Raw genomic sequence first — 23,706 nt, 5'->3', positions numbered from 1 at the left:
AAATGGAATTAACAATGGGTGAACTTATTGGGAATTTTATATTAGTAACAGGTTCAATTCTTGTTTTGTATCTTTTACTGAGAAAATTTGCATGGGGTTCCATTACAGCAATTTTAGAAGAACGTTCAACTAAAATAGCAAATGATATTGATAGTGCTGAAACAGCTAAAATTACTGCTGAGAAGCTTGCAGAACAACGCGAGACAGAGTTGGCAGGAGCAAAGCAAGAAGCAAGTCAAATTATCACAGCCGCTAAGGATCTTGGTCAAACAAAAGGTGATCAATTAATCGCAGAAGCTAATAGTGAAGCAAAACGCTTGAAAGAAAAAGCGCATGCTGATATTGAACAAAGTAAATCTGAAGCTTTTGAAAATGTGAAGGCAGAAATGTCTCAACTAAGCATTCAATTAGCTGAGAAAATTATGGGAGCAAATCTTGATAAAGATGCTCAAAGTAAACTGATTGATGCTTACCTTGATGATTTAGGAGAAGCCTAATGACAAAAAAAGAGCAGGCTCTTGTTGAGCAATATGCAAAAAGCCTTGTTGAGGTTGCAAATGAACATGGTCAAATTAATCAGTTAAAGTCAGATATTTTGGCCTTGTTAGAAACATTTGAAGCAACAAATCTTGATTACATCTTGTCAAGTTATGCTCTACAACAAAAAGATAAGGCTAATCTTGTAAGGTTACTTAAGGATACTAATTCAGTATATATGAACAATTTTCTTGAGCTTATTATCTATAATGAACGTGAGAATTACTTAAAAGCAATTCTGACACTGGTTTTAGATGACATAACTCAAGTTACTAATGAATATGATGTTTATGTAACATCCGCAGTTCCTTTAACAGAGGAGCAAAAAAGTCGTGTGCAATCTGTCGTTGCTAAAAAAATTGGTTGTAAAACAGATCGTCTTATTGAAGAGATTGATCCCTCAATACTTGGTGGTTTTATTATTAAGGTTAATAATAAAGTCCTAGACACAAGTATAAAAGGGCAATTACACGAATTAAAATCTAAATTAATATAGAAAGTGGTGTGACTTTTGGCAATTAATGCACAAGAAATTAGCGCTTTAATTAAAAAGCAAATTGAGAACTTCCAGCCAAATTTCGATGTCACAGAAACTGGTGTCGTTACCTATATTGGTGACGGTATTGCTCGCGCTCGTGGCTTAGATACTGTCATGAGTGGAGAACTTCTTGAATTTTCAAATGGTGCTTATGGGATGGCTCAAAACTTGGAGTCTACAGACGTAGGTATCATTATCTTAGGTGATTTTTCAACAATCCGTGAAGGAGATGTTGTTAAACGTACTGGTAAAATCATGGAAGTACCAGTTGGTGAAGCTCTTATTGGTCGAGTGGTTAATCCTCTTGGACAACCTGTTGATGGTTTGGGCGACATTAAAACAAGTGGATTTAGACCTGTTGAAGCACCTGCTCCAGGTGTTATGCAACGTAAATCAGTTTTTGAGCCACTTCAAACAGGCTTGAAGGCAATTGATGCACTTGTACCAATTGGACGTGGGCAACGTGAATTAATCATCGGAGACCGACAAACAGGTAAAACATCTGTAGCAATTGATGCAATTTTGAACCAAAAAGGGCAAGATATGATTTGTATCTATGTTGCTATTGGACAAAAAGAATCAACAGTACGTACACAAGTTGAAACATTGCGAAAATATGGTGCTCTTGATTACACAATTGTTGTAACTGCCTCTGCATCACAACCATCACCATTACTCTTTATTGCACCTTATGCTGGTGTGGCTATGGCTGAAGAGTTTATGTACAATGGTAAGCATGTTTTGATTGTTTATGATGATTTATCAAAACAAGCAGTAGCATATCGTGAATTATCACTTTTACTTCGTCGTCCTCCAGGGCGTGAAGCTTATCCAGGGGATGTTTTCTACTTACATAGCCGTTTGTTAGAACGTTCTGCAAAAGTTTCTGATGAACTAGGTGGTGGTTCTATTACAGCCTTACCATTTATTGAAACGCAAGCAGGTGATATTTCTGCCTATATTGCAACAAATGTTATTTCAATTACGGATGGGCAAATTTTCTTACAAGAAAATCTTTTCAATGCAGGTATTAAACCAGCTATTGACGCAGGATCATCGGTATCACGTGTTGGTGGTTCAGCACAAATTAAAGCAATGAAAAAAGTTGCTGGTACCTTGCGTCTTGACTTAGCTTCATATCGTGAGCTTGAAGCCTTTACGCAATTTGGTTCTGATTTAGATGCTGCAACTCAAGCCAAATTAAACCGTGGCCGTCGTACAGTTGAAATCTTGAAGCAACCATTGCATAAGCCATTAGCTGTTGAAAAACAAGTGCTTATTCTTTATGCATTAACACGTGGCTTCTTAGATGATGTGCCAGTAAACAGTTTATTACAATTTGAAGAATCCTTGTATGATTATTTTGACATGCACTATGCTCATTTATTTGAGACAATTCGCACGACAAAAGATCTTCCAGATGAATCAGAATTGAACGCTGCTATTTCAGCCTTTAAAAATCAAATCAGTTTTGAATAGTAAAAGGAGGACTATAATATGGTAGGTTCTCTAAGTGAAATAAAAGCAAAAATTGTTTCAACTGAAAAAACAAGCAAGATTACTAGTGCTATGCGCATGGTATCATCTGCAAAACTTGTCAAATCAGAACAAGCAGCGCGTGATTTTCAAATCTATGCTTCAAAAATCAGAAAAATCACAACAGATTTTGTCAAAAACAATAATGGTTCAGAGTCAAGACACCCTATGTTGGCTAATAGAGAAGTTAAAAAAACAGGTTACATTGTGATGACTTCTGATAAAGGCCTTGTTGGGGCTTATAATTCTAAGATTCTGAAATCTGTCATGGAAATGATTGAGGAATACCATGCTGATGGGAGTTACTCTATTATTTCCATTGGAAGTGTGGGCTCTGATTTCTTCAAAAGTCGTGGCATGAATGTGTCCTTTGAATTGAGAGGACTTTCAGACCAACCATCTTTTGAGGATGTTGGAAAAATCATTTCACAGTCTGTTGAATTATATCAAAATGAGATTTTCGATGAATTGTATGTTTGTTATAACCATCATGTTAACAGTTTGACAAGCCAAGTCCGTGTTCAACAAATGCTTCCTATTTCAGATTTAGTTGATGAAGAAGCAAATGAAGAAGCACTTGTTGGCTTTGAAATTGAACCTAATTATGATGTTATTTTAAATCAATTATTGCCTCAGTTTACAGAAAGTCTTATTTATGCGGCGATAATTGATGCAAAAACTGCTGAACATGCAGCAGGGATGACGGCAATGCAAACTGCAACTGACAATGCTGAAAACGTTATTGATGAATTAACGATTCAATATAACAGGGCACGTCAGGCCGCAATTACTCAGGAAATTACTGAGATTGTGGCAGGTGCCAATGCACTGGAGTAATGGGATTAGCATTGATAGTATTCATCGGTATTATCATAACTATTAAAACATTTATATAGAATAGATTTTCATCAGTTAAAATCTTATTCTATCTTGACTAAATAAGGAGAAATTAATGAGCTCAGGCAAAATTGCTCAGGTTATTGGTCCTGTTGTAGACGTAATTTTTGCAACTGGTGACAAACTTCCTGAGATTAATAATGCATTGGTAGTTTATAAAGATAGCGAACAAAAACAAAAAGTCGTTCTTGAAGTTGCTCTTGAATTGGGTAATGGCATGGTTCGTACAATCGCTATGGAATCAACTGATGGGCTTACTCGTGGATTAGAGGTTCTTGATACTGGACGTGCAATTAGTGTCCCAGTTGGTAAAGAAACTCTTGGACGTGTCTTCAATGTTCTTGGTGAAACCATTGATTTGGAAGAGCCATTTGCAGAAGATGCAGAGCGTCAACCAATCCATAAAAAAGCGCCTGCTTTTGATGAACTATCAACATCATCAGAAATTCTTGAAACAGGTATCAAAGTTATTGACTTACTTGCACCTTATCTTAAAGGTGGTAAAGTTGGACTTTTCGGTGGTGCCGGAGTTGGTAAAACCGTTCTTATTCAAGAATTGATCCACAACATTGCTCAAGAACATGGTGGTATTTCAGTTTTTGCCGGTGTAGGTGAACGTACTCGTGAAGGGAACGACCTCTACTGGGAAATGAAGGAATCAGGTGTTATTGAAAAAACAGCAATGGTTTTTGGTCAGATGAATGAACCTCCTGGAGCACGTATGCGTGTTGCCTTAACAGGGTTAACAATTGCGGAATACTTCCGTGATGTGGAAGGACAAGACGTTCTTTTATTCATCGACAACATTTTCCGTTTCACTCAAGCAGGTTCTGAGGTGTCAGCCCTTTTGGGACGCATGCCTTCAGCCGTTGGTTACCAACCAACCCTTGCAACTGAAATGGGACAATTACAAGAACGTATTACATCGACTAAAAAAGGTTCGGTTACCTCTATTCAAGCAATCTATGTACCAGCTGATGACTATACTGACCCAGCGCCAGCAACAGCATTTGCTCACTTAGATTCAACAACAAACTTGGAACGTAAATTGACACAAATGGGGATTTATCCTGCGGTTGATCCACTGGCATCAAGTTCACGTGCCTTGACACCTGAGATTGTAGGTAAAAACCATTATGAAGTAGCAACTGAGGTGCAACGTATTTTGCAACGTTACCGTGAATTGCAAGACATTATTGCTATTTTAGGGATGGATGAATTGTCAGATGACGAAAAAGTGCTTGTTGGACGTGCTCGTCGTATTCAATTCTTCCTATCTCAAAACTTCAATGTTGCTGAACAATTTACTGGTCAACCAGGTTCATATGTTCCTGTTGCAGATACTGTTCGTAGCTTCAAAGAAATTCTTGACGGGAAATATGACCATATTCCTGAAGATGCTTTCCGTTCAGTTGGACCAATTGAAGAGGTTCTTGAAAAAGCAAAATCAATGGGTTATTAGTGAGGTATAAGAATGGCTCAAATGACTGTTCAAGTTGTGACACCAGATGGCTTAAAATATGACCATCATGCCAAATTTATTTCAGTAAAAACACCAGATGGTGAGATGGGAATTCTTCCTAAACACATTAATATGATTGCACCACTTGTTATTCATGAAATGAAAATTCGTCGAACAGACAACGATACCCATGTTGACTGGATTGCCATCAATGGTGGTATTATTGAAGTAAAAGATAACCTTGTTACAATTGTAGCGGACTCAGCAGAACGTTCAAGTGATATTGATATTAGTCGTGCAGAGCGTGCTAAACAAAGAGCAGAGCGTGAAATTGAAGAAGCAAAATCTAAAAAAGATATCAATGAAGCAAGACGGGCAGAAATTGCATTGCAACGTGCATTAAACCGTATCAGTGTTGGTACAAAATAAAAATGGGACTCTTTTTAAGAGCCTATTTTTTTTGAAATGTTTTTCCATTTGTCAGACTTTTGATATAATAGGGGTATGGACTATATTAATCAATTATTAAAACTTACAAGTCACCTCCTATTTATAGGTATTAGCTATCAACTTCTGATTAGTCTCTTTGACTGGACTAAAATAATCAGAAATAGCAGAGACAACTTTGGCAGAGTCAGACTCTTTGTTTTTTTCCTTGCTATTATTATGGGCTTTATGGTAAGCCATTTTATGTTAGAATTGATTCAAATGAGTCAATCCCTCTTTTTAGTGCTCAAATGAAGCTCGAAAGTTAGAATTATGATATAATTTTACTATTATATTGCCAATCAGAAATGGAGAAAATTGTGGATAAAATTATTATTGAGGGTGGACATACAAGATTAGCAGGAGAAGTCGTTATTGAAGGGGCTAAAAATGCCGTATTACCACTTTTAGCTGCAACAATTCTTCCATCTGAAGGGAAAACTGTTTTAAATAATGTTCCTATTTTATCGGATGTTTACACAATGAATAACGTTGTTCGAGGCTTAGATATTAAAGTAGATTTTAAAGAAGCATCTAATCAAGTTATCGTTGATGCATCAGGTGATATCTTGGATGAGGCACCCTATGAGTATGTTAGCCAAATGCGTGCTTCTATTGTCGTTTTAGGTCCTATTCTTGCCAGAAACGGTCATGCAAAAGTATCTATGCCAGGGGGCTGTACCATTGGAAGTCGTCCCATTGACTTGCATTTAAAAGGGTTAGAAGCAATGGGTGCTAAGATCACTCAATCTGCAGGGGATATCACTGCAACAGCATCACGCTTAAAAGGGGCTAATATCTATATGGATTTCCCATCAGTTGGTGCAACTCAAAACCTGATGATGGCAGCAACACTTGCTGACGGTACAACTGTTATTGAAAATGCAGCTCGTGAACCAGAAATCGTTGATTTAGCACAGCTACTTAATAAAATGGGAGCAGTTGTGAAAGGTGCAGGTACTGAAACGTTAACCATTAAAGGTGTTGACAAACTAAAAGGTGTTGAACATGACGTTGTTCAAGATAGAATTGAAGCAGGTACCTTTATGGTAGCAGCAGCTATGACATCAGGAAACGTTCTCATCAAAGATGCTGTTTGGGAACATAACCGTCCATTAATTTCAAAATTAATGGAAATGGGTGTCTCAGTCACTGAAGAAGAAAATGGTATTCGTGTGCAATCCCAAACTAAAAATCTAAAACCAGTTTCAGTTAAAACCTTACCACATCCAGGTTTCCCAACAGATATGCAAGCCCAATTTACGGCACTTATGGCAGTTGTTAAGGGGGAGTCAACAATGGTTGAGACCGTCTTTGAAAATCGATTCCAACATCTGGAAGAGATGCGTCGTATGGGATTACAAACAGAAATCCTTCGCGATACAGCAATGATTCATGGCGGTGCTGAATTACAAGGTGCTCCTGTCATGTCAACAGATTTACGGGCTAGTGCAGCATTGATTCTAACAGGGATGGTTGCTCAAGGGAAAACCACTGTTACAAAACTAACTCACCTAGATAGAGGCTATTACCAATTCCATGAAAAACTTGCAAAATTAGGTGCAAGCATTACACGTATGAGTGAGGACTAAGAAATGGCTGTGGGTTGGAAATATGTGCTTAGGCAAATGGGTCTCATTTTACTGGTAGCCGTCTTAGCTTGCCTATTCTTAGCTATAGGTTTAATGATTGGCTATAGTTTCATGGGAGATGGTCGTGATCCTTTATCTATTTTATCAATAGATAAGTGGACGGAATTATTACATAAATTTACTGGAAAGTAGGCTTTGCCTACTTTTTCTATAAGGAGAAGAATGTCACCAAAGACAAAACAAAGTCAAAAAATCAATCTATTATTGTTTCTGCTTGTGCTCGTTGGCTTATTCTATTTGATTGATAGTAAAGAAGGGGAAGAGAATAATCCTATTCGAGCCTTTTATCAATCAGTGATGGGAGCTTCCAATCAAACTAGCCAAAAAGAATCAAGCAATCCTGATACACCAAGTTATGCCTTGGCATCTTCGGTTTTAACAGAAAAAGTAAAAAGACAACTTGGTTCGAAAGTTGAGTGGAATGGTAATGGTGCATTTGTCATCAATGATAACAGTACCAATTTGGATGCAAAAGTATACAGTGCTCCCTATGCTCACAATCAAACCAGACTCTTATCAGGGAAAAAGCTTCCAACAGTCGCCAATGCTTTACTTGCCAAATCAACAAGGCAATACCGAGACCGAAACGAGACCGGAAATGGCTACTCTTATTGGAAACCTGCTGGTTGGCACCAGATTCATGGTTTATCAGGAAAATATGATCACGCTGTGGACCGTGGGCATTTATTAGGCTATGCTTTAGTGGGAGGTCTTAAAGGATTTGATGCCTCTACAAGCAATAGCGATAACATAGCAACGCAATTATCCTGGGCTAACCAAGCGATGGATAGTGATTCCACTGGCCAAAATTATTATGAAACAAAAATCAGACGTGCATTGGACAAGAATAAGCGTGTCCGTTACCGTGTTACCCTCATTTACGAGGCTGATAATATATTAGCAAGTGGAAGCCATTTAGAAGCAAAATCAGATGACGGCAGTTTAGAATTTAACGTTTTTGTGCCAAATGTTCAAAAAGGTCTAGAAGTTGACTATCAAACAGGACAAATAACAGTCAGTCACTAATTCAAGTTAGGATTTCACCTAAGATAATGATTGTCAAGAAGACTAATTTTTGATAAAATAATACTAATTGAATAATAGTCAGTGAGACTAGTACTAATTGGGAAATTAGCAGGGAGTGAGGGCCGTAGACTGTAAGCCTTCTTGATGAAACAGTTAGGAATTCACTCACACATGACGTGTAATTAAGGTCTGATTAATCAGATGAAAACGGATGGTACCGCGTGTCAACGCTCCGCATAGATGGAGTTTTGACACGCTTTTTTTTGTGGTTTAGATAAGAAAGGGAATTAAATGGATTTACAAGCACAATTAGATGCACTGAAAACAAAAACCTTAGCAGCATTACAGGAATTTAATGGTAATCATGGTAAAGAATTACAAGACTTGAAAGTTGCTGTTTTAGGAAAAAAAGGTTCTTTGACAGAACTCTTAAAAGGACTAAAAGAGTTGAGCCCAGAAGATAGACCTCTTGTTGGTAAGCTTGTTAATGAAGTGCGTGACGTTTTAACAACTGCTTTTGATGACCAAGCAAAAATTGTTGAAGCAGCAAAAATTCAAGCACAGTTAGATGCAGAAAGTGTTGATGTTAGCTTACCTGGTCGTAAAATGACATTAGGAAATAGACATATCCTCACACAAACTAGCCAAGAGATTGAAGATATTTTCTTGGGGATGGGTTTTCAGATTGTTGATGGTTTTGAAGTTGAAAAAGATTATTACAACTTTGAACGCATGAATTTGCCAAAAGACCACCCGGCACGTGACATGCAAGACACATTCTACATTACCGAAGAGATTTTACTTAGAACACATACAAGTCCAGTTCAAGCAAGAACACTTGATCAGCATGATTTTAGCAAAGGGCCTCTAAAAATGATCTCACCAGGCCGTGTCTTTCGTCGTGATACTGATGATGCCACTCACTCACATCAATTCCACCAAATTGAAGGTTTAGTTGTAGGCAAAAACATTTCAATGGGAGATTTAAAAGGTACTCTTGAGATGATTATTAAAAAGATGTTTGGTGAAGACAGAAAGATTCGTTTGAGACCTTCATACTTCCCATTCACAGAACCATCAGTTGAAGTTGATGTGTCATGTTTCAAGTGTGGTGGGGCCGGTTGTAATGTCTGTAAAAAGACTGGTTGGATTGAGATTTTGGGTGCTGGTATGGTGCATCCAAGCGTCCTTGAAATGTCAGGTGTTGATGCAGAAGTTTATTCTGGTTTTGCATTTGGACTGGGGCAAGAACGTATAGCTATGCTACGCTATGGAATCAATGATATTCGTGGTTTTTACCAAGGAGATGCTCGATTCTCTGAGCAGTTTAAATAAGAGGAGTACTAAATGGCCTATACAATTGGAATTAAAGAAGTTTCCCATGCAGAGTTGCCACTATTACAAGAGTTAGCAATAAAAACATTTGGTGAAACTTTTGGACACGATAACAGCCTAGAGCAGTTAAATGATTTTTATCAAAAGGCCTATAATTTAGCAACTTTAGAGGCGGAGTTAAATGATCCTGAAACTGAGGTCGATTTCTTAATGTTAGATGGTCGTCCAGTAGGCTATTTAAAAATAAATTGGGGTTCTGCACAGACTGAGCAGGAACTTGATGGTGCAATTGAAATTCAACGCATTTATATTTTAAAAGAATTTCAAGGACAAGGATTAGGCAAATACCTTTTTGAATATGCATTACAAATGACGCAAGCAACTGAGTTCAATTGGGTTTGGTTAGGCGTTTGGGAGCATAATGTAAAGGCTCAATCCTTATACCAAAAATATGGTTTTGAGAAATTTGCAGAACACAGCTTCACTGTTGGCGATAAGACTGACACTGATTGGCTAATGAAAAAATCCCTAAAATAGAAAGAAAGAGAAGAAATGTTAGTATCTTACAAATGGTTAAAAGAGTTAGTAGATCTTGATGTGACAAGTGCTGAATTGGCTGAAAAAATGTCAACAACTGGTATTGAAGTTGAAGGGGTAGAAGTCCCTTCAGAAGGGTTATCAAAACTTGTTGTTGGTCATGTTATTTCTTGTGAGGATGTTCCAGAGACACACTTGCATTTGTGTCAGGTGGACACTGGTGATGACCAACCACGTCAAATTGTTTGTGGTGCTCCAAATGTGACAGCAGGCATTAATGTCATTGTTGCAATTCCTGGCGCTCGTATTGCAGATAATTATAAAATTAAAAAAGGGAAAATTCGTGGAATGGAATCCCTAGGCATGATTTGTTCTTTACAAGAACTTGGCTTGTCTGAATCTATTATTCCAAAGGAATTTTCAGAAGGTATTCAAATCCTTCCTGCTGAGGCTAAAGCAGGTGATAGTATTTTCCCATATCTTGGTTTAGATGATGAAATGATTGAGTTATCCATTACACCTAATAGAGCGGATGCCTTATCAATGCGTGGTGTTGCCCATGAGGTGGCTGCTATTTATGGTAAATCAGTACATTTTCCTGAAAAATCATTAGTAGAAGTAGAAGAAAAGACAGAGCAAGAAGTTGAAGTTGCTATTGAATCAGACAAGGTTTTAACATATGCTAGCCGTTTGGTAAAAAATGTGACTGTAGCACCAAGTCCACAATGGTTACAAAATCTTTTGATGAATGCTGGTATTCGTCCTATCAATAATGTTGTTGACGTCACTAATTATGTATTACTTTACTTTGGTCAACCAATGCATGCTTTTGATTTTGATAAATTCCAGGCTCAGAAAGTTGTTGCTCGTCATGCCCGTCAAGGCGAAAAACTTGTGACACTTGATGGTGTTGAGCGTGATTTAATTACTGAGGATCTTGTTATTTCAGTCAATGATAAAGCTGTTGCTCTTGCTGGTGTCATGGGTGGTAAAGAGACTGAGATTGATAATCAGTCTCAAACTGTCCTCTTGGAAGCTGCCGTTTTTGATGGCAAATCAATTCGTAAAACTTCTGGACGTTTGAATTTGCGGTCTGAAAGTTCATCTCGTTTTGAAAAAGGTGTCAACCATGACACTGTCCTAGATGCTTTAGATTTTGCAGCAGCAATGCTTCAAGAATTAACGAATGCACAAGTGCTTTCAGGTAAGGTTCAAGCAGGTCACTTACCAAGCAATCCGGTTACAGTTTCAACAAGTTTAGACTACGTTAATGTTCGTTTAGGAACAGCTTTAAGCTATTCTGATATTGAGGCTATTTTCGCAAAACTTGGTTTTAGTATTTCTGGATCAGCCTCTTCCTTTACAGTTGAAATTCCAAGACGCCGTTGGGATATTAGCATTCAAGCAGATTTAGTTGAAGAAATTGCTCGTATATACGGTTATGATCAGTTGCCAACAACCCTAGCAGAAGCTGGTGGTACTGCAGCAGAATTAACCCTCAGTCAAAGTTTGCGTCGTAAGATTCGTAGCATTGCAGAAGGTGCTGGTTTAACAGAAATCATTTCTTATGCCCTAACAACCCCTGAAAAGGCATTAGCATTTGCGATTAAACCATCGCATTTAACGGAACTGATGTGGCCAATGACTAATGAGAGGTCTGCCTTACGTCAAAATATGATTTCTGGTATGCTTGATACCCTAGCTTACAATGTTGCTCGCAAGCAAAAAAATCTTGCTATTTATGAAATTGGAAAAGTTTTTGCCCAAACTAATAATCCGAAAGAAGATTTGCCACAAGAATTAGACACATTTTCATTTGCTATCACGGGCTTGGTGACGCAGAAAGATTTCCAAACACAAGCGCAAGCTGTAGATTTCTTTTATGCTAAGGGAATTCTTGAAGCTATCTTTGAAAAGCTTGATTTAGAGGTCACTTATGAAGCTGATAAAACTCTTTCAAGTATGCATCCAGGCCGTACGGCTAGAATCCTTCTAGAAGGCAATAGCATTGGTTTTCTTGGTCAAATTCATCCTCAAATTGCTAATGACTATGATGTTCCTGAAACTTATGTTGCAGAGCTAGATTTGACAGCTATTGAAGAAGCCCTAAAAGACTCTAATGTCTTTGTAGAGATTCCAAAAATTCCAGCTGTTTCTCGTGATATTGCTCTTTTATTGGATGAGAAAACAAGCCATCAGGATATTTTAGATAGTATTAACTCACTTTCAATTAAGCACTTGATTGCTATTAAACTTTTCGATGTTTATGCTGGTGATAAGATTGAAGAGGGGAAAAAATCAATGGCCTATAATTTAACCTTCCAAAATCCAAATGACAGTTTAAGAGATGAAGAAGTGGCTAAGTACATGGAAAAAATCACCAAAGTTCTTGAAGAAAAGCTTGGTGCACAAATTCGATAAAAATAAGAAGTGTTCTTTTGTAAAAAGGGCACTTTTTGTTATAATTAAGAAAAATTCGAAGAGGTTAATCTTATGTACCATCATCACATATATGGAGATCGCTTGTTCCATACAAGGTCAAATGGCTATGGAACAAGTGTTGAATTGTTTGGGTCAACTGAAAATGGAGAGACACCAATGTCTCTGATGAACATAGCTCTCGCCTCCTGTGTCACTATGTGTGTGCAATCATTTTGGAAACACACTTTTGGTGATAATCAAGCAAGAATTGAGACTAGTATTGATTATGAAGAAGGTGGTTTTTATTTGAATGTCACTCTTCCGGCACTTTTGACTCAACATCTTGAAAATGCATTAAGAGACTTTGTAGCACAAAAATGCCGCGTCAAACAACTGCTTGCAAAGGATGTGACAGTAGTCATTGATTTTCATTATCACTCCAAAGGAGCTTAACGATGTTTTTAGCACTTAATGAAATGAAAGAAGCTAAATTAAAATATAGCTTAATAACAGGTTTACTTTTGCTAATAGCTTATCTCATGTTTTTCCTATCTGGATTAGCTAATGGACTTGTACAAGAAAACAAGTCAGCTATTGATTATTGGAAAGCTGACCTGGTTTTTTTAGCAAAAGATGCCAATGCCACACTTAATTTATCACAAATACCAAAAGACAAGAAAAAACAGATTGATGCAGCAAAAATAACATCATTGCAGCAGTTTAATACAGTTGCATGGACAAAAGTGAAACCTAACGAAGAAGATAAACAAAAAGTGAGCCTTTTTGGCATTGAAGCTAATAGTTTTCTTTTGCCACCACTTCTTAAAGGACGAACTTTAAAAGGCCAAAATGAGGCTCTTATTGATAAAAGCTTGGCTGATAAGTCTGGTTTTGAACTTGGTGATCATATTCAATTTTTAAATCAAGATAAGACAGTTAAAATAGTCGGTATTACAAATAAGGCTACTTTTAACGTCAGTCCAGTTATTTATATGTCTCAAGAGACTTTTAAGCCTTTTATGAGACCCTCTAAAACTGGAGATATGCTTGTTAATGCCTTTATTGTTCAAGGAAAGGTCGACAATTACCCCAAAAGTGATTTTCAAAAATTAAGTCTTGAAAGCTTTATCACTAAACTTCCGGGCTATAATGCTCAAGTTTTAACCTTTGCTTTTATGATTGGTTTTTTAATTCTGATTTCAGCAATCATTATTAGCATTTTCATGTATGTGTTAACCATTCAAAAAGCACCAATATTTGGCATAATGAAAGCACAAGGGATTTCAAATAAAGTTATTGCTAATGCTTTGCTGACTCAGACTTTTCTTCTCAGTATTATTGGCAGTAGTGCTGGTTGGCTTTTAACAGGCTTAACAGCTCTGCTATTGCCAAAGGCAGTCCCTTTTCAAGGAAATCTTGGTTTAGATAGTCTTATTTTTACGAGTTTGATATTATGTGCTCTTTTAGGGACTCTATTTTCAGTTCTTGCAACAGTTAGAATTGATCCTCTAAAAGCGATAGGATAGGAGTTGGCATGGAACGAATCTTACAATTTATAGGTGTGAGCAAGACTTTTCAAGATGGCAATCAAAAAATCCAAGCCTTAAAGGCAACAGATTTCACTATTGAAGCAGGTCAGTTTGTTGCGGTTATTGGACCTTCTGGGTCTGGGAAATCAACATTTTTGACGCTTGCTGGTGGCTTGCAGACACCAACAAAAGGCCAAATCATTATCAATGGGAGTGACTACACTCAGTTACCTGAAAAAGAACGTGCTAAACGGCGTTTTGAAGATATTGGTTTTATTTTGCAGACTTCTAATCTCATCCCGTTTTTAACAGCTGAGCAGCAACTTGAATTGGTTGATCGGCTGTCACAAAAAAGAAATCACGACCAAAAGCAGACCCTTTTTAAAGAGTTAGAGATTAGTCACCTTGCTAAAAAATTTCCAAAGGACATTTCAGGTGGTGAGCGGCAAAGACTAGCTATTGCGCGGGCTCTTTATAATAATCCAGCCCTTATTTTGGCAGACGAGCCAACGGCAAGTTTGGATACAAAACGGGCTCATGAAGTCGTATCCCTTTTATTGAAAGAATGCCGAGAGAAAAATAAAGCTATCATAATGGTAACACATGATCAAAGGATGATTGAAGAGTGTGATTACGTCTATTATATGGAAGATGGTGTGCTTAGAAAACATCATTAAAAGGAGTCGCAAATGCTACTCCTTTTTGAATTACAGATCACTATATGGAATGCTAAAGGTATTGCCATGGTCAAAATCACCATACTCAAATCCTTTGTTAAACCATCGTTGTCTTTGTTCAGAACTACCATGGGTAAAACTGTCAGGAACAACTCTACCGTAAGCTTCTTTTTGCAGTTTATCATCACCAACCGCATGAGCGGCTGTCATAGCTTCGTCGATATCGCCTTTTTCTAATAAATTCTGACCTTGAACATATTTAGCCCATGCTCCCGCGTAGTAGTCAGCTTGAAGCTCCAGTTGCACGTTAAGTTGGTTGGCTTGTGTTTGACTTTTTCCTTGACGCGCCTGTGCGTACTTAGACATGGTGCCGATTTCATTTTGAATATGATGGCCAACTTCGTGAGCAATAACATAAGCCATGGCAAAATCACCAGATGCTCCATATTTATGAGTTAGTTCGTCATAAAAAGAAATATCTAAGTAAACCTTTTTATCAGCAGAACAATAAAATGGTCCAGCTGCAGCTTGTCCTTGACCACAAGCTGTTTGTGTTGTTCCTGTGTAGAGAACAAGTGTTGGTTTTTTATAGGTTAAACCTTGTTCTTGGAAAGTTTTGGTCCAATAGTCTTCAGTTGATGCGAACACCTTACTAACAAATGTCACTTGCTCTTGACTAGCTTTATCCCCCTTGGTACGATTTATTTTTGTTGATTGATAGCTATTATTACTTGGACTTGATTGCTCTCCGGTCAACACTCCAGAAAGTCCTCCGCCTCCCATGACAAGCATGATTATTACAATAATAAGTTTTGTTTTCCAACCACCTCTTGAAAAAAGTAGTTGCAGTAGCATACCTCCACCAGAACTACCAGAGCTTCCATTGTATGAGCTAGATGCTTGTCCTCGTCTGTCTTCGACATTTTGACTTTCCCTTAAATCGTCTGTTTTCATAATGCTCTCCTAAAACATTTATTTGGTCTATTATAAGCTTTTTTTGTAGGAATTGCATAAATTTAGAACGTAAAGAGCTCTTTTTCTTGAAAAGAGGGATTGAAATATCTAAAACACCTTACATTTGATATAATATGAGAAAGAAGATGATAGGAAATGGATTATGAGATTATTATACACAGACATTAGTCAATCTTTAACGGAAATATTAGTCAATCAAGCAGCTAGTTTTGCTAAATCTGGCTATCGGGTTTTTTATATTGCTCCTAATTCTCTCTCCTTTGAAAAAGAAAGAGCTGTTTTAGAACATCTTGAAGAAGAAGCTTCATTTGCTATTACAGTTACACGTTTCACACAGATGGCAAGGTATTTCACCATTAATTCAAAGAGATCTGGAAAGACCTTAACTGATAATGCCCTAACCATGTTTTTTTACCGTGCACTCTTGCTGATTGCGCCAAAAGATTTATCTATTTATGGTCCTCTAAAAAGGGATTTGACTTTCATCAAACAACTGGTTGATCTATATAAGGAGTTGAAAACATCCAATATCAGTATTTTAGACTTACATTTGGACAATGAGGAGCGTAAAAATGACCTTATCGCCATTTTCGCTATGGTTTCAGATCTGATTAGGCAAGATCAATTTGAAGACCAGACCCCATTAGCTTATTTTGCGCAAGCTATTTGTTCAAGAGAGCTTGAAAAAGAATTGTCAAAGACAGTTGTTGTCATTGATGGTTTTACCCGTTTCACAGCAGAAGAGGATTATTTGGTTTCTCTACTTAATGACAAGTGCCATCAGGTTGTTATTGGAACTTATATTAGTCAAAAAGCCTTTCAAAAATCGTTTGTTAAAGGCAATGTTTATCAGGCGAGTATTGAGTTTATGGGACAATTGTCTAAAGACTATCACTGTAAAGCTGAATTTATGAGCAGTTCGATGGTTTATCCAGAGACATTTAGTAAATTAAGTAGGCTCTTTGAGGCAAAAAATGATTTTTCAGAACTAGATATCGTTTTAGAAGAAGATGATAAATCAGCCATTGCTATTTGGCAAAATCCAAATCAAAAAGAAGAAATAGAGCATGTTGCAAAAGCAATTCGTCAGAAATTGTATGAGGGTTACCGCTATAAAGATATCTTAGTTTTACTTGGAGATGTAGAGGCTTATCAACTGCAAATTGGCCCTATTTTCGACAAGTATGACATTCCTTATTACTTTGGGAAGTCAGAATCCATGAGTCATCACCCTCTGGTTCACTTTATGGAGTCTTTGGAGAGAAGTAAACGCTATAATTGGCGTCGTGAAGATATTATTAATCTTTTAAAATCAGGTCTGTTTGGTCATTTTGAAAACACTAGTATTGATCAGTTTGAGTATTATTTAGATTATGCAGATATCAATGGTTTTACGAAATTTTCTCGCCCCTTTAGCATAAATCCTAAAGGAAAACAGGACTTGCCAATTTTTCACCTTGAATCTTTAAACCATCTTCGCAAACAGTTATTTGATCCCTTGGCTACTCTTTTTAAGAGTCAGCAACAATTAGGGAAATCCTTGATGAAAAAATTAGTGTTCTTCTTTGAAACAATAGACTTAACAGGAAATTTCCAGCAGCTTTCTGAAGAAGAAAGTGAAAATGATAGGGAGAAAAATGATGAGGTATGGAAGGTATTTATTAGCATTCTTGAAGAGTTCCAGCTTATTTTTGCGGAGGAAAAACTCAGTTTAGATGATGCCTTATCCCTGTTAAAAGTCGCCATGCAAGCCGCAGAGTATCGTGCAGTTCCGGCAACCCTTGATGTTGTAACGGTGACATCTTATGATCTTGTTCAAGCACATAGTAATGCTTTTGTTTACGCACTTGGATTAACCCAGACTCATTTCCCAAAGCACAGTAAGAATAGCTCTTTAATTAGTGATGACGAACGGTTAATGACCAATGATAGGCAAGACCAGTTCCACCGTTTGGAAATAGCTAGTTATGAAAATGGTAAAAAAAATCACTATACAGCCTTATCACTTTTTAATGCTGCTACTAAAGAATTGGTTTTGAGCCAGCCAAGTCTTATTAATGAGATGTCTGATCACTCGTCACCTTATTTGTTGGATCTCATTCATTTTGGCGTTCCTTTGATTGAGAAAGGTAAAAATCAATTTTCCAATAGAGAAACAGATATTGGTCACTACAAGTCTTTGTTGAGCCAACTTATTGACATTAACAGACAAGCATTAGATCAAGAGTTTAGTCCAGAAGACAATAATTTTTGGACGGTCATGTTGCGTTATTTAAAAAAGAGACTTAAAGAGAATAAGATTTCTTTTCAGGAACAGAAAAATCATCTGCAAACCAAAAAATTGGCACCAGAGGTTTTGGCAAGGCGTTTCCCAGAAGATAAGCCATTGTCGCTATCAAGTTCGGCACTATCAGTTTTTTACAACAATCAGTATAAGTATTATTTACAGTATGTTTTGGGATTAGAAGAGAAGGGCTCAATTCATCCTGATGCAAGGCAACACGGCACTTATCTCCATAAAGTGTTTGAAGTAATCATGTCGGATCATTCAGCTGCCTCTTTTGATGCTAAAGTGCAAAAGGCAATTGAAGAGGTAAACCAAGAAACTTCCTTCAAAACCTTTTATCAGCAGGATGCTCAGGGAGAATTTAGTCTAAGACAATTAGAAGCCATCGTTAAATCAACTGCTAGGATTCTAGATTTGTCTCAGTCTATTAAAGTTTTAAAACAAGAAGACCATTTTAAAATTGCCTTGGGTAAGGAGTTATTGATTAATGGAACAATTGATAGAATAGACCAGTTGCCTGACGCTAGTGTTGGGATTGTTGACTACAAATCAAGTGCACAAGCTTTTGAGATTGATCAGTTTTATAATGGTTTAAGCCCACAATTAGTGACTTACTTGACAGCATTAAAAGACAATAATCCTGATGGGAAACTTTTTGGAGCCATGTATTTGCATATGCAAGATCCAAAGTTTGATTTGAAAAAATATAAACAATTAGATGAGAAAGTTTTAACAGATTTTTATAGTGAAATGACTTATAAAGGGATTTTTCTTGAGACAGAAAAAGAATACCTGTCTAATGGTCTTTACAAAACAAGTAAGAACCTTTATAGTGAGCAAGAAATCGATTTATTAATTCAATTTAATAAACACCTTTATTATAAAGCTTTAGAGCAAATTAAATCTGGGCATTTTCTTATCAATCCTTATAGTAAGGATGGTAGGTCTGTACAAGGTGACCAATTAAAGGCTATTACAGGTTTTGAATCCGACCTTGATTTAGGTCAAGCTAGACTTTTGGTTAAAGGCTCAAGTAACGAAAAACGTCAAGAATTTTTAAGTTTAATGGAAAAAGAGGTTAGGTCAAAATGAACTTTGAACCATTTTTAGATGCAAAGGCTATTATTGCTCTGCAAGAAGCTGAAATGGCGTCAGACAAAGTGCAAAAAAGGACAGCTGAACAAATTGAAGCGATTTATAGTCATGGTCAAAATATTTTAGTTTCAGCCTCTGCAGGTTCAGGAAAAACCTTTGTTATGGTTGAACGTATTATTGACAAAATCATGCGTGGTGTTGCTATTGACCGAATGTTCATTTCTACCTTCACTGTTAAGGCGGCAACTGAATTAAAAGAGCGTTTGGAAAAAAAGCTTATTGAAGCCATTAAAAGTCAGCATAATCCAGACGTCAAACATTACCTGAGTGAACAATTGCATCACTTAGATCAAGCAGATATCGGGACAATGGATGCTTTTACCCAAAAATTAGTTTCTCAGTATGGTTATTCATTAGGGATTTCACCTAAATATCGGATAATGCAGGAGAAATCTGAGCAAGATATTTTAAAAACAGAGGTTTTTGATAAGCTGTTTGAAAGCTATATGCAAAAACACCAAGGCATCTTCATCGCTTTGGTGCAAAATTTTTCAGGAAAAGCAAAGACTGCTAATAGTTTTAAACAATTGGTCTATCAGATTCACCAATTCTGCCAGTCAACTGACAACCCTAAAAAATGGTTAGCTCAAAACTTTCTTAAGGGTGTTCATCATTATCAAGGCTTTGCCGATTATCCTAAAGAGGAGTTGGAACTTTTCTTAGAGTGCATGCAAAAAACAGCTGCCGCACTGCAAGACATTACGGACTTGGAAGATTATAAGCAAGTTACCGCTAAAGGAAGTGAGACAAAGGCTTATCAGAAACATAAGCAGATGATTGCGAGTTTATATGAGTTTTCGACTCACTTTGAAACCATGTATGGCTTTGCTAAGATATCACAACTAGCCCAAGACTTAACAGCTCTCTTGCCATCTGGGCAATCTGTGACTGTTGCTGGACAGAAATATCCTGTTTTCAAAGATTTACAGAATCATCTTGAAGGGCTAAGGCATTTAGATATTATCTTCCAGTATCAGGGAGAAAGTTTGCCACTCTTAGAACTTTTACAAGCTTTTATTGCCGATTTTTCTGAAGCTTATTTGCAGGCTAAAATGGCTGAGAATGCTTTTGAGTTTTCGGATATTGCACACTTTGCAATTTCTATTCTTGAGGGCAATGAGGCTGTTCGTTTAGCTTATCAAGAACATTATCATGAAGTTATGGTAGATGAGTATCAAGATAATAATCATATGCAAGAACGCCTCTTAGAATTATTATCAACTGGTCAAAACCGTTTTATGGTAGGTGATATTAAACAATCTATTTACCGATTCAGGCAGGCAGATCCACAGATTTTCAATGCTAAATTTAAGGATTATCAGGAAAATCCTCAGCATGGTCAATTGATTATTCTAAAAGAGAATTTTAGAAGTCAGTCAGAAGTTTTAGATGTGACCAATGCTATTTTTACTCATCTTATGGATGAGGCTGTTGGGGATATTCTATATGATGGTAACCATCAACTCCTTGCAGGAAGTGACCGTCAAAAAGAAGAACATCCAGAAAACAAGTGTCAATTTTTGATATACAATACAGACCTTGCTGATGATTCAGATGAGTCGACTACCCTTGAAGAAAGTGAAAGTGATGGTATTTCCCCTTGGCAGGTTAAACTTCTTGTTAAAGAAATTATCAAACTTCATACCGAAGAAGGTGTCCCATTTTCAGACATAACACTTTTAGTATCTTCAAGAACACGCAATGATACCATATTTCAGGCATTTAATCACTATGGCATTCCTTTGGTCGCTGATGGTGGACAGACGAATTATCTTAAATCAGTTGAAGTAATGCTTATGCTTGATACCCTAAGGACGATTAATAATCCTTTGAATGATTATGCTTTAGTTGCATTGATGCGTTCTCTTATGTTTGGATTTGATGAGGATCAATTGGCTAGAATAGCTTTACAGGGGAGTAATTCTGGAAAAATTGATTCTTTTTATGAAAAGCTCTGCAATTGTCTCAAAGGTGAAGGGGAGCATCCGGAACTTATTTCTTCTGATTTTAAAATGGAATTAGAACAGTTTCATAACACACTTGACTCTTGGCGTCACTTTGCAAAGAGTCACTCCTTATATGACTTGATTTGGAAAATTTTTAATGATCGTTTTTACTATGACTTAGTGGCAACAAGTCCAAAAGCTGAGCAAGCTCAGGCCAATCTCTATGCCCTAGCCCTTCGTTCTAGTCAGTTTGAAAAAACGGGCTTTAAAGGTCTGTCTCGTTTTATCAGAATGATTGATAAGATTCTTGAGACTCAAAATGACCTGGTGGATGTGGAAATAGACCAACCTAAAAATGCTGTCAATCTAATGACAATCCATAAATCTAAGGGTTTGGAATTTAAATATGTTTTCATTCTCAATTGTGATAAACGCTTTAGCATGACAGATCTTCATTCACCGCTTATTTTAGACCGTGAGATGGGGATTGGCATAAAATATATTGCAGATGTCAAAGAGCAGGTTGAAGCACAACACTTGAATAGTTTAAAAGTTTCGCTTGAAACCTTACCTTATCAGTTGAATAAAAACCGTTTAAAAAGAGCAACCTTATCAGAGCAGATGCGCTTGCTTTATGTTGCAATGACAAGGGCAAAAAAGAAGTTATACTTGATTGGTAAAGGGAGCCAACAAAAGGCACAAGATGCTTTTTCTGGACAAAGAACTGGTAATCATTTATCGCAAGAACTAAGAGAGTCACTAACTACATTTCAGGACTGGATTTTAGCCATTTCTGAAAATTTCAAAGAGGATTTACATTTTGATTTAGTATATGTGTCAGATAAGGATCTAACAGCAAATCAGATTGGGAGATTATCAAAGGAAAGTTTTTTAAATCAAAAAGACAATCAAAAAGATAACCGTCAAACGCTCGAGATAGCGCGTGCTATTGACATGTTGGATAAGGTGTCAGAACTCAATCAACTCTATGATGCGGCAATCCATTTACCAACTGTCAGAACGCCTAGTCAGTTGAAAAAATATTATGAACCTTTAATGGATAATGATGGTGTTGATGTTATTGATAAACAAACCTACAGTCAAAAGACTTACAAACTTCCTAACTTTTCAAAAAGTAAGGTCGTTGAATCAAGTCAAATTGGTTCAGCATTGCATGAATTGATGCAACGCATTACAGTTTCAGATAAGGTTTCAATGAGGGAGATTAAGGATGCATTAGCATTGGTCAGTGCTGATGATAGTGTTAAAGAAAAGATTGATTTGAAGAAAATATTAGCCTTTTTTCAAGAAACTGACCTTGGGCAAAAAATTCAAGCAAAGAGAGCATTCTTACATCGTGAAGCACCTTTTGCTATGTTGAAAAAAGACCCTAAAAGTCAGGAGAAATTTGTTGTCCGTGGGATAATTGATGGTTACTTGTTATTTGATGACAGAATCGTATTATTTGACTATAAGACAGATCGATATTCAACAAGTTTAGATATGGTAAATAGGTATAGCATGCAAATGGAACTTTATGCGCAAGCTTTAAAACAGGCCTATAGGATTAACAAAATTGAAAAATACCTGGTTTTAATGGGTGGTCAAACAATTGAAGTAGTAGCTGTTGATTAAGTCTTTACCATTTTTAAGAGGCTTTTAAGGAGAAATTTGATTTTTTCAGGGAATTTGATTGACATTTTTTATTAAGTTAGGTAATATGTATAAGAACGTGTAAATGTTACATTATCTTGAGGAGGTGAAATCCATGTCAAAAACAGTAGTACGTAAAAACGAATCACTTGACGACGCACTTCGTCGCTTCAAACGTTCTGTGACTAAAGCTGGTACTCTTCAAGAATCACGTAAACGTGAATTCTATGAAAAACCTTCTGTAAAACGTAAACGTAAATCAGAAGCAGCTCGCAAACGTAAAAAATTCTAATTTTTAGATATTTAAAAGCAGTCTCTTAATATAAGAGGTTGCTTTTTTTCAATGTTTTGTTGGCGTAAGAAGATAAACGTCAGACTGACTTTAGTGTGTCTCAATATTAAAAACTGGTAAAAATAATGGCTGGGAAGCCTTTTTATTTTGCCAAAATCTGCCAATTTCCACTATATTTCGTCAACATAGAAAAAAAAGACAACCCTCAAAAATGAGGCTTGTCTTCAATCGGAAAGAAGTGCATTAAGCACTTCTTGATGTCTTGTTTTAAGCTTCTTTTTTTGCAAGTAAGTCGCGGATTTGAACAAGAAGTTCTTCTTGAGTTGGACCTGCAATGACTTCTTCTTCAATTTCTTCTTTTTTGTTGAAGCTCATTGCTTTATTAGCAGCTTTAACAACGAAGAAGAGAACAGTACCAACGATTAGGAAATTAACCACAGCATTGATAAAGTTACCAATTAGGATAGCGTTAAATAGTTTGATGCTTGAAAAATCTGGCGCACCAAATAATAAACCAATAAGTGGTGTAATAACGTCTGCAACTAAAGAGTCAATAATAGTCTTGAATGCAGCACCAATAACAACGGCAACAGCTAAATCTAAAACATTCCCTTTAAATAAAAATTCTTTCAATTCTTTAATCATTGAAATCTCCCCCTTTTTTAATCTTTACTAATCATACCACAAATATAATGATACTTCCAAAGATTTGGGCTTAATTTTAAAAATTTACAAAAGTTTACTCAAGTGGTATAATAAATGGTA

21 protein-coding genes are annotated in these 23,706 nt (G+C 36.7%); 19 read left to right on the top strand and 2 right to left on the bottom strand.

Annotated features, from left to right (window positions below):
* Positions 1-2 precede the first annotated feature (2 nt).
* The 16 genes from atpF (at position 3) to Q9317_RS06230 (ending at position 14,633) form a co-directional block, all read left to right on the top strand.
* Positions 3-497 (top strand): F0F1 ATP synthase subunit B, encoded by a 495-nt coding sequence (atpF, locus tag Q9317_RS06305; RefSeq protein ID WP_003100011.1) that lies wholly within the window; start codon positions 3-5, stop codon positions 495-497.
* The gene (locus Q9317_RS06300; RefSeq protein WP_003100008.1) at positions 497-1,033 is read left to right on the top strand and encodes a F0F1 ATP synthase subunit delta; all 537 of its coding nucleotides are present in this window, start codon (positions 497-499) and stop codon (positions 1,031-1,033) included. Before atpF ends, Q9317_RS06300 begins: the two co-directional genes overlap by 1 nt.
* Positions 1,034-1,048: 15 nt before the next feature.
* Positions 1,049-2,554, top strand: coding sequence for a F0F1 ATP synthase subunit alpha (atpA, locus tag Q9317_RS06295; protein WP_003100006.1), 1,506 nt, complete (start codon positions 1,049-1,051; stop codon positions 2,552-2,554).
* An 18-nt stretch (positions 2,555-2,572) separates the two neighbouring features.
* A complete protein-coding gene (locus Q9317_RS06290) occupies positions 2,573-3,448 on the top strand; it encodes a F0F1 ATP synthase subunit gamma (protein ID WP_003100004.1) in 876 nt (291 codons plus the stop codon).
* A 115-nt stretch (positions 3,449-3,563) separates the two neighbouring features.
* Positions 3,564-4,970: a F0F1 ATP synthase subunit beta gene (gene atpD / locus Q9317_RS06285; protein WP_305981529.1), complete on the top strand. Its 1,407-nt coding sequence runs from the start codon at positions 3,564-3,566 to the stop codon at positions 4,968-4,970.
* Positions 4,971-4,982: 12 nt separating this feature from the next.
* The gene (locus tag Q9317_RS06280; RefSeq protein ID WP_003100001.1) at positions 4,983-5,399 is read left to right on the top strand and encodes a F0F1 ATP synthase subunit epsilon; all 417 of its coding nucleotides are present in this window, start codon (positions 4,983-4,985) and stop codon (positions 5,397-5,399) included.
* Positions 5,400-5,474: 75 nt separating this feature from the next.
* The gene (locus Q9317_RS06275) at positions 5,475-5,711 is read left to right on the top strand and encodes a DUF1146 family protein (RefSeq protein ID WP_071794729.1); all 237 of its coding nucleotides are present in this window, start codon (positions 5,475-5,477) and stop codon (positions 5,709-5,711) included.
* Positions 5,712-5,776: 65 nt separating this feature from the next.
* Positions 5,777-7,048, top strand: a complete 1,272-nt coding sequence (gene murA, locus Q9317_RS06270; protein WP_003099997.1) for a UDP-N-acetylglucosamine 1-carboxyvinyltransferase — start codon at positions 5,777-5,779, stop codon at positions 7,046-7,048.
* A 3-nt stretch (positions 7,049-7,051) separates the two neighbouring features.
* Positions 7,052-7,240, top strand: coding sequence for a DNA-directed RNA polymerase subunit beta (locus Q9317_RS06265; RefSeq protein WP_003099995.1), 189 nt, complete (start codon positions 7,052-7,054; stop codon positions 7,238-7,240).
* Positions 7,241-7,270: 30 nt separating this feature from the next.
* Positions 7,271-8,134 (top strand): DNA/RNA non-specific endonuclease, encoded by an 864-nt coding sequence (locus Q9317_RS06260; RefSeq protein WP_305981528.1) that lies wholly within the window; start codon positions 7,271-7,273, stop codon positions 8,132-8,134.
* 291 nt (positions 8,135-8,425) lie between these two features.
* Positions 8,426-9,469, top strand: a complete 1,044-nt coding sequence (gene pheS, locus Q9317_RS06255; RefSeq protein ID WP_003099992.1) for a phenylalanine--tRNA ligase subunit alpha — start codon at positions 8,426-8,428, stop codon at positions 9,467-9,469.
* Between the two features lie 12 nt (positions 9,470-9,481).
* Entirely contained in the window at positions 9,482-10,006 is a 525-nt protein-coding gene (locus Q9317_RS06250; RefSeq protein WP_003099991.1) for a GNAT family N-acetyltransferase, read from the top strand.
* Positions 10,007-10,021: 15 nt separating this feature from the next.
* The gene (gene pheT, locus Q9317_RS06245) at positions 10,022-12,427 is read left to right on the top strand and encodes a phenylalanine--tRNA ligase subunit beta (protein WP_003099989.1); all 2,406 of its coding nucleotides are present in this window, start codon (positions 10,022-10,024) and stop codon (positions 12,425-12,427) included.
* Positions 12,428-12,499: 72 nt separating this feature from the next.
* Positions 12,500-12,880: an OsmC family protein gene (locus tag Q9317_RS06240; protein WP_003099988.1), complete on the top strand. Its 381-nt coding sequence runs from the start codon at positions 12,500-12,502 to the stop codon at positions 12,878-12,880.
* A 2-nt stretch (positions 12,881-12,882) separates the two neighbouring features.
* Positions 12,883-13,953, top strand: a complete 1,071-nt coding sequence (locus Q9317_RS06235) for an ABC transporter permease (RefSeq protein ID WP_003099986.1) — start codon at positions 12,883-12,885, stop codon at positions 13,951-13,953.
* 8 nt (positions 13,954-13,961) lie between these two features.
* Complete coding sequence (locus tag Q9317_RS06230; RefSeq protein ID WP_003099984.1) at positions 13,962-14,633, top strand: ABC transporter ATP-binding protein; 672 nt, start codon at positions 13,962-13,964, stop codon at positions 14,631-14,633.
* A 30-nt stretch (positions 14,634-14,663) separates the two neighbouring features.
* Here the strand turns inward: Q9317_RS06230 and ypfJ are convergent, their stop codons facing one another.
* A complete protein-coding gene (gene ypfJ / locus Q9317_RS06225; RefSeq protein WP_003099982.1) occupies positions 14,664-15,587 on the bottom strand; it encodes a KPN_02809 family neutral zinc metallopeptidase in 924 nt (307 codons plus the stop codon).
* A 163-nt stretch (positions 15,588-15,750) separates the two neighbouring features.
* On the opposite strand from ypfJ, the gene rexB reads away from it, so the two are divergent.
* The 3 genes from rexB to rpsU all read left to right on the top strand — a co-directional run bounded on the left by rexB (position 15,751) and on the right by rpsU (position 22,941).
* Positions 15,751-18,987 (top strand): ATP-dependent nuclease subunit B, encoded by a 3,237-nt coding sequence (gene rexB / locus Q9317_RS06220; protein WP_003099981.1) that lies wholly within the window; start codon positions 15,751-15,753, stop codon positions 18,985-18,987.
* Positions 18,984-22,631: a helicase-exonuclease AddAB subunit AddA gene (gene addA, locus Q9317_RS06215; RefSeq protein WP_003099979.1), complete on the top strand. Its 3,648-nt coding sequence runs from the start codon at positions 18,984-18,986 to the stop codon at positions 22,629-22,631. The genes rexB and addA overlap by 4 nt, the downstream gene beginning before the upstream one ends.
* 133 nt (positions 22,632-22,764) lie before the next feature.
* Complete coding sequence (gene rpsU / locus Q9317_RS06210; RefSeq protein ID WP_000048058.1) at positions 22,765-22,941, top strand: 30S ribosomal protein S21; 177 nt, start codon at positions 22,765-22,767, stop codon at positions 22,939-22,941.
* Between the two features lie 267 nt (positions 22,942-23,208).
* Here the strand turns inward: rpsU and mscL are convergent, their stop codons facing one another.
* A complete protein-coding gene (gene mscL, locus Q9317_RS06205) occupies positions 23,209-23,586 on the bottom strand; it encodes a large conductance mechanosensitive channel protein MscL (RefSeq protein WP_003099977.1) in 378 nt (125 codons plus the stop codon).
* Between the last annotated feature and the right edge of the window lie 120 nt (positions 23,587-23,706).

The organism is Streptococcus iniae (assembly GCF_030732225.1).
GTDB classification, from domain to species: domain Bacteria; phylum Bacillota; class Bacilli; order Lactobacillales; family Streptococcaceae; genus Streptococcus; species Streptococcus iniae.
The sequence above is the reverse complement of the archived record's forward strand: the minus strand, read 5'-3'. Positions and strand labels throughout refer to the sequence as shown.

Excerpts from the sequence above, each read along its gene's own strand:
- atpF (WP_003100011.1), top strand. The coding sequence starts at position 3 with ATGGAATTAACAATGGGTGAACTTATTGGGAATTTTATATTAGTAACA.
- Q9317_RS06300 (WP_003100008.1), top strand. The coding sequence starts at position 497 with ATGACAAAAAAAGAGCAGGCTCTTGTTGAGCAATATGCAAAAAGCCTT.
- Q9317_RS06290 (WP_003100004.1), top strand. The coding sequence starts at position 2,573 with ATGGTAGGTTCTCTAAGTGAAATAAAAGCAAAAATTGTTTCAACTGAA.
- atpD (WP_305981529.1), top strand. The coding sequence starts at position 3,564 with ATGAGCTCAGGCAAAATTGCTCAGGTTATTGGTCCTGTTGTAGACGTA.
- Q9317_RS06280 (WP_003100001.1), top strand. The coding sequence starts at position 4,983 with ATGGCTCAAATGACTGTTCAAGTTGTGACACCAGATGGCTTAAAATAT.
- Q9317_RS06275 (WP_071794729.1), top strand. The coding sequence starts at position 5,475 with ATGGACTATATTAATCAATTATTAAAACTTACAAGTCACCTCCTATTT.
- Q9317_RS06265 (WP_003099995.1), top strand. The coding sequence starts at position 7,052 with ATGGCTGTGGGTTGGAAATATGTGCTTAGGCAAATGGGTCTCATTTTA.
- Q9317_RS06260 (WP_305981528.1), top strand. The coding sequence starts at position 7,271 with ATGTCACCAAAGACAAAACAAAGTCAAAAAATCAATCTATTATTGTTT.
- pheS (WP_003099992.1), top strand. The coding sequence starts at position 8,426 with ATGGATTTACAAGCACAATTAGATGCACTGAAAACAAAAACCTTAGCA.
- Q9317_RS06250 (WP_003099991.1), top strand. The coding sequence starts at position 9,482 with ATGGCCTATACAATTGGAATTAAAGAAGTTTCCCATGCAGAGTTGCCA.
- pheT (WP_003099989.1), top strand. The coding sequence starts at position 10,022 with ATGTTAGTATCTTACAAATGGTTAAAAGAGTTAGTAGATCTTGATGTG.
- Q9317_RS06240 (WP_003099988.1), top strand. The coding sequence starts at position 12,500 with ATGTACCATCATCACATATATGGAGATCGCTTGTTCCATACAAGGTCA.
- Q9317_RS06235 (WP_003099986.1), top strand. The coding sequence starts at position 12,883 with ATGTTTTTAGCACTTAATGAAATGAAAGAAGCTAAATTAAAATATAGC.
- Q9317_RS06230 (WP_003099984.1), top strand. The coding sequence starts at position 13,962 with ATGGAACGAATCTTACAATTTATAGGTGTGAGCAAGACTTTTCAAGAT.
- ypfJ (WP_003099982.1), bottom strand. The coding sequence starts at position 15,587 with ATGAAAACAGACGATTTAAGGGAAAGTCAAAATGTCGAAGACAGACGA.
- rexB (WP_003099981.1), top strand. The coding sequence starts at position 15,751 with ATGAGATTATTATACACAGACATTAGTCAATCTTTAACGGAAATATTA.
- addA (WP_003099979.1), top strand. The coding sequence starts at position 18,984 with ATGAACTTTGAACCATTTTTAGATGCAAAGGCTATTATTGCTCTGCAA.
- rpsU (WP_000048058.1), top strand. The coding sequence starts at position 22,765 with ATGTCAAAAACAGTAGTACGTAAAAACGAATCACTTGACGACGCACTT.
- mscL (WP_003099977.1), bottom strand. The coding sequence starts at position 23,586 with ATGATTAAAGAATTGAAAGAATTTTTATTTAAAGGGAATGTTTTAGAT.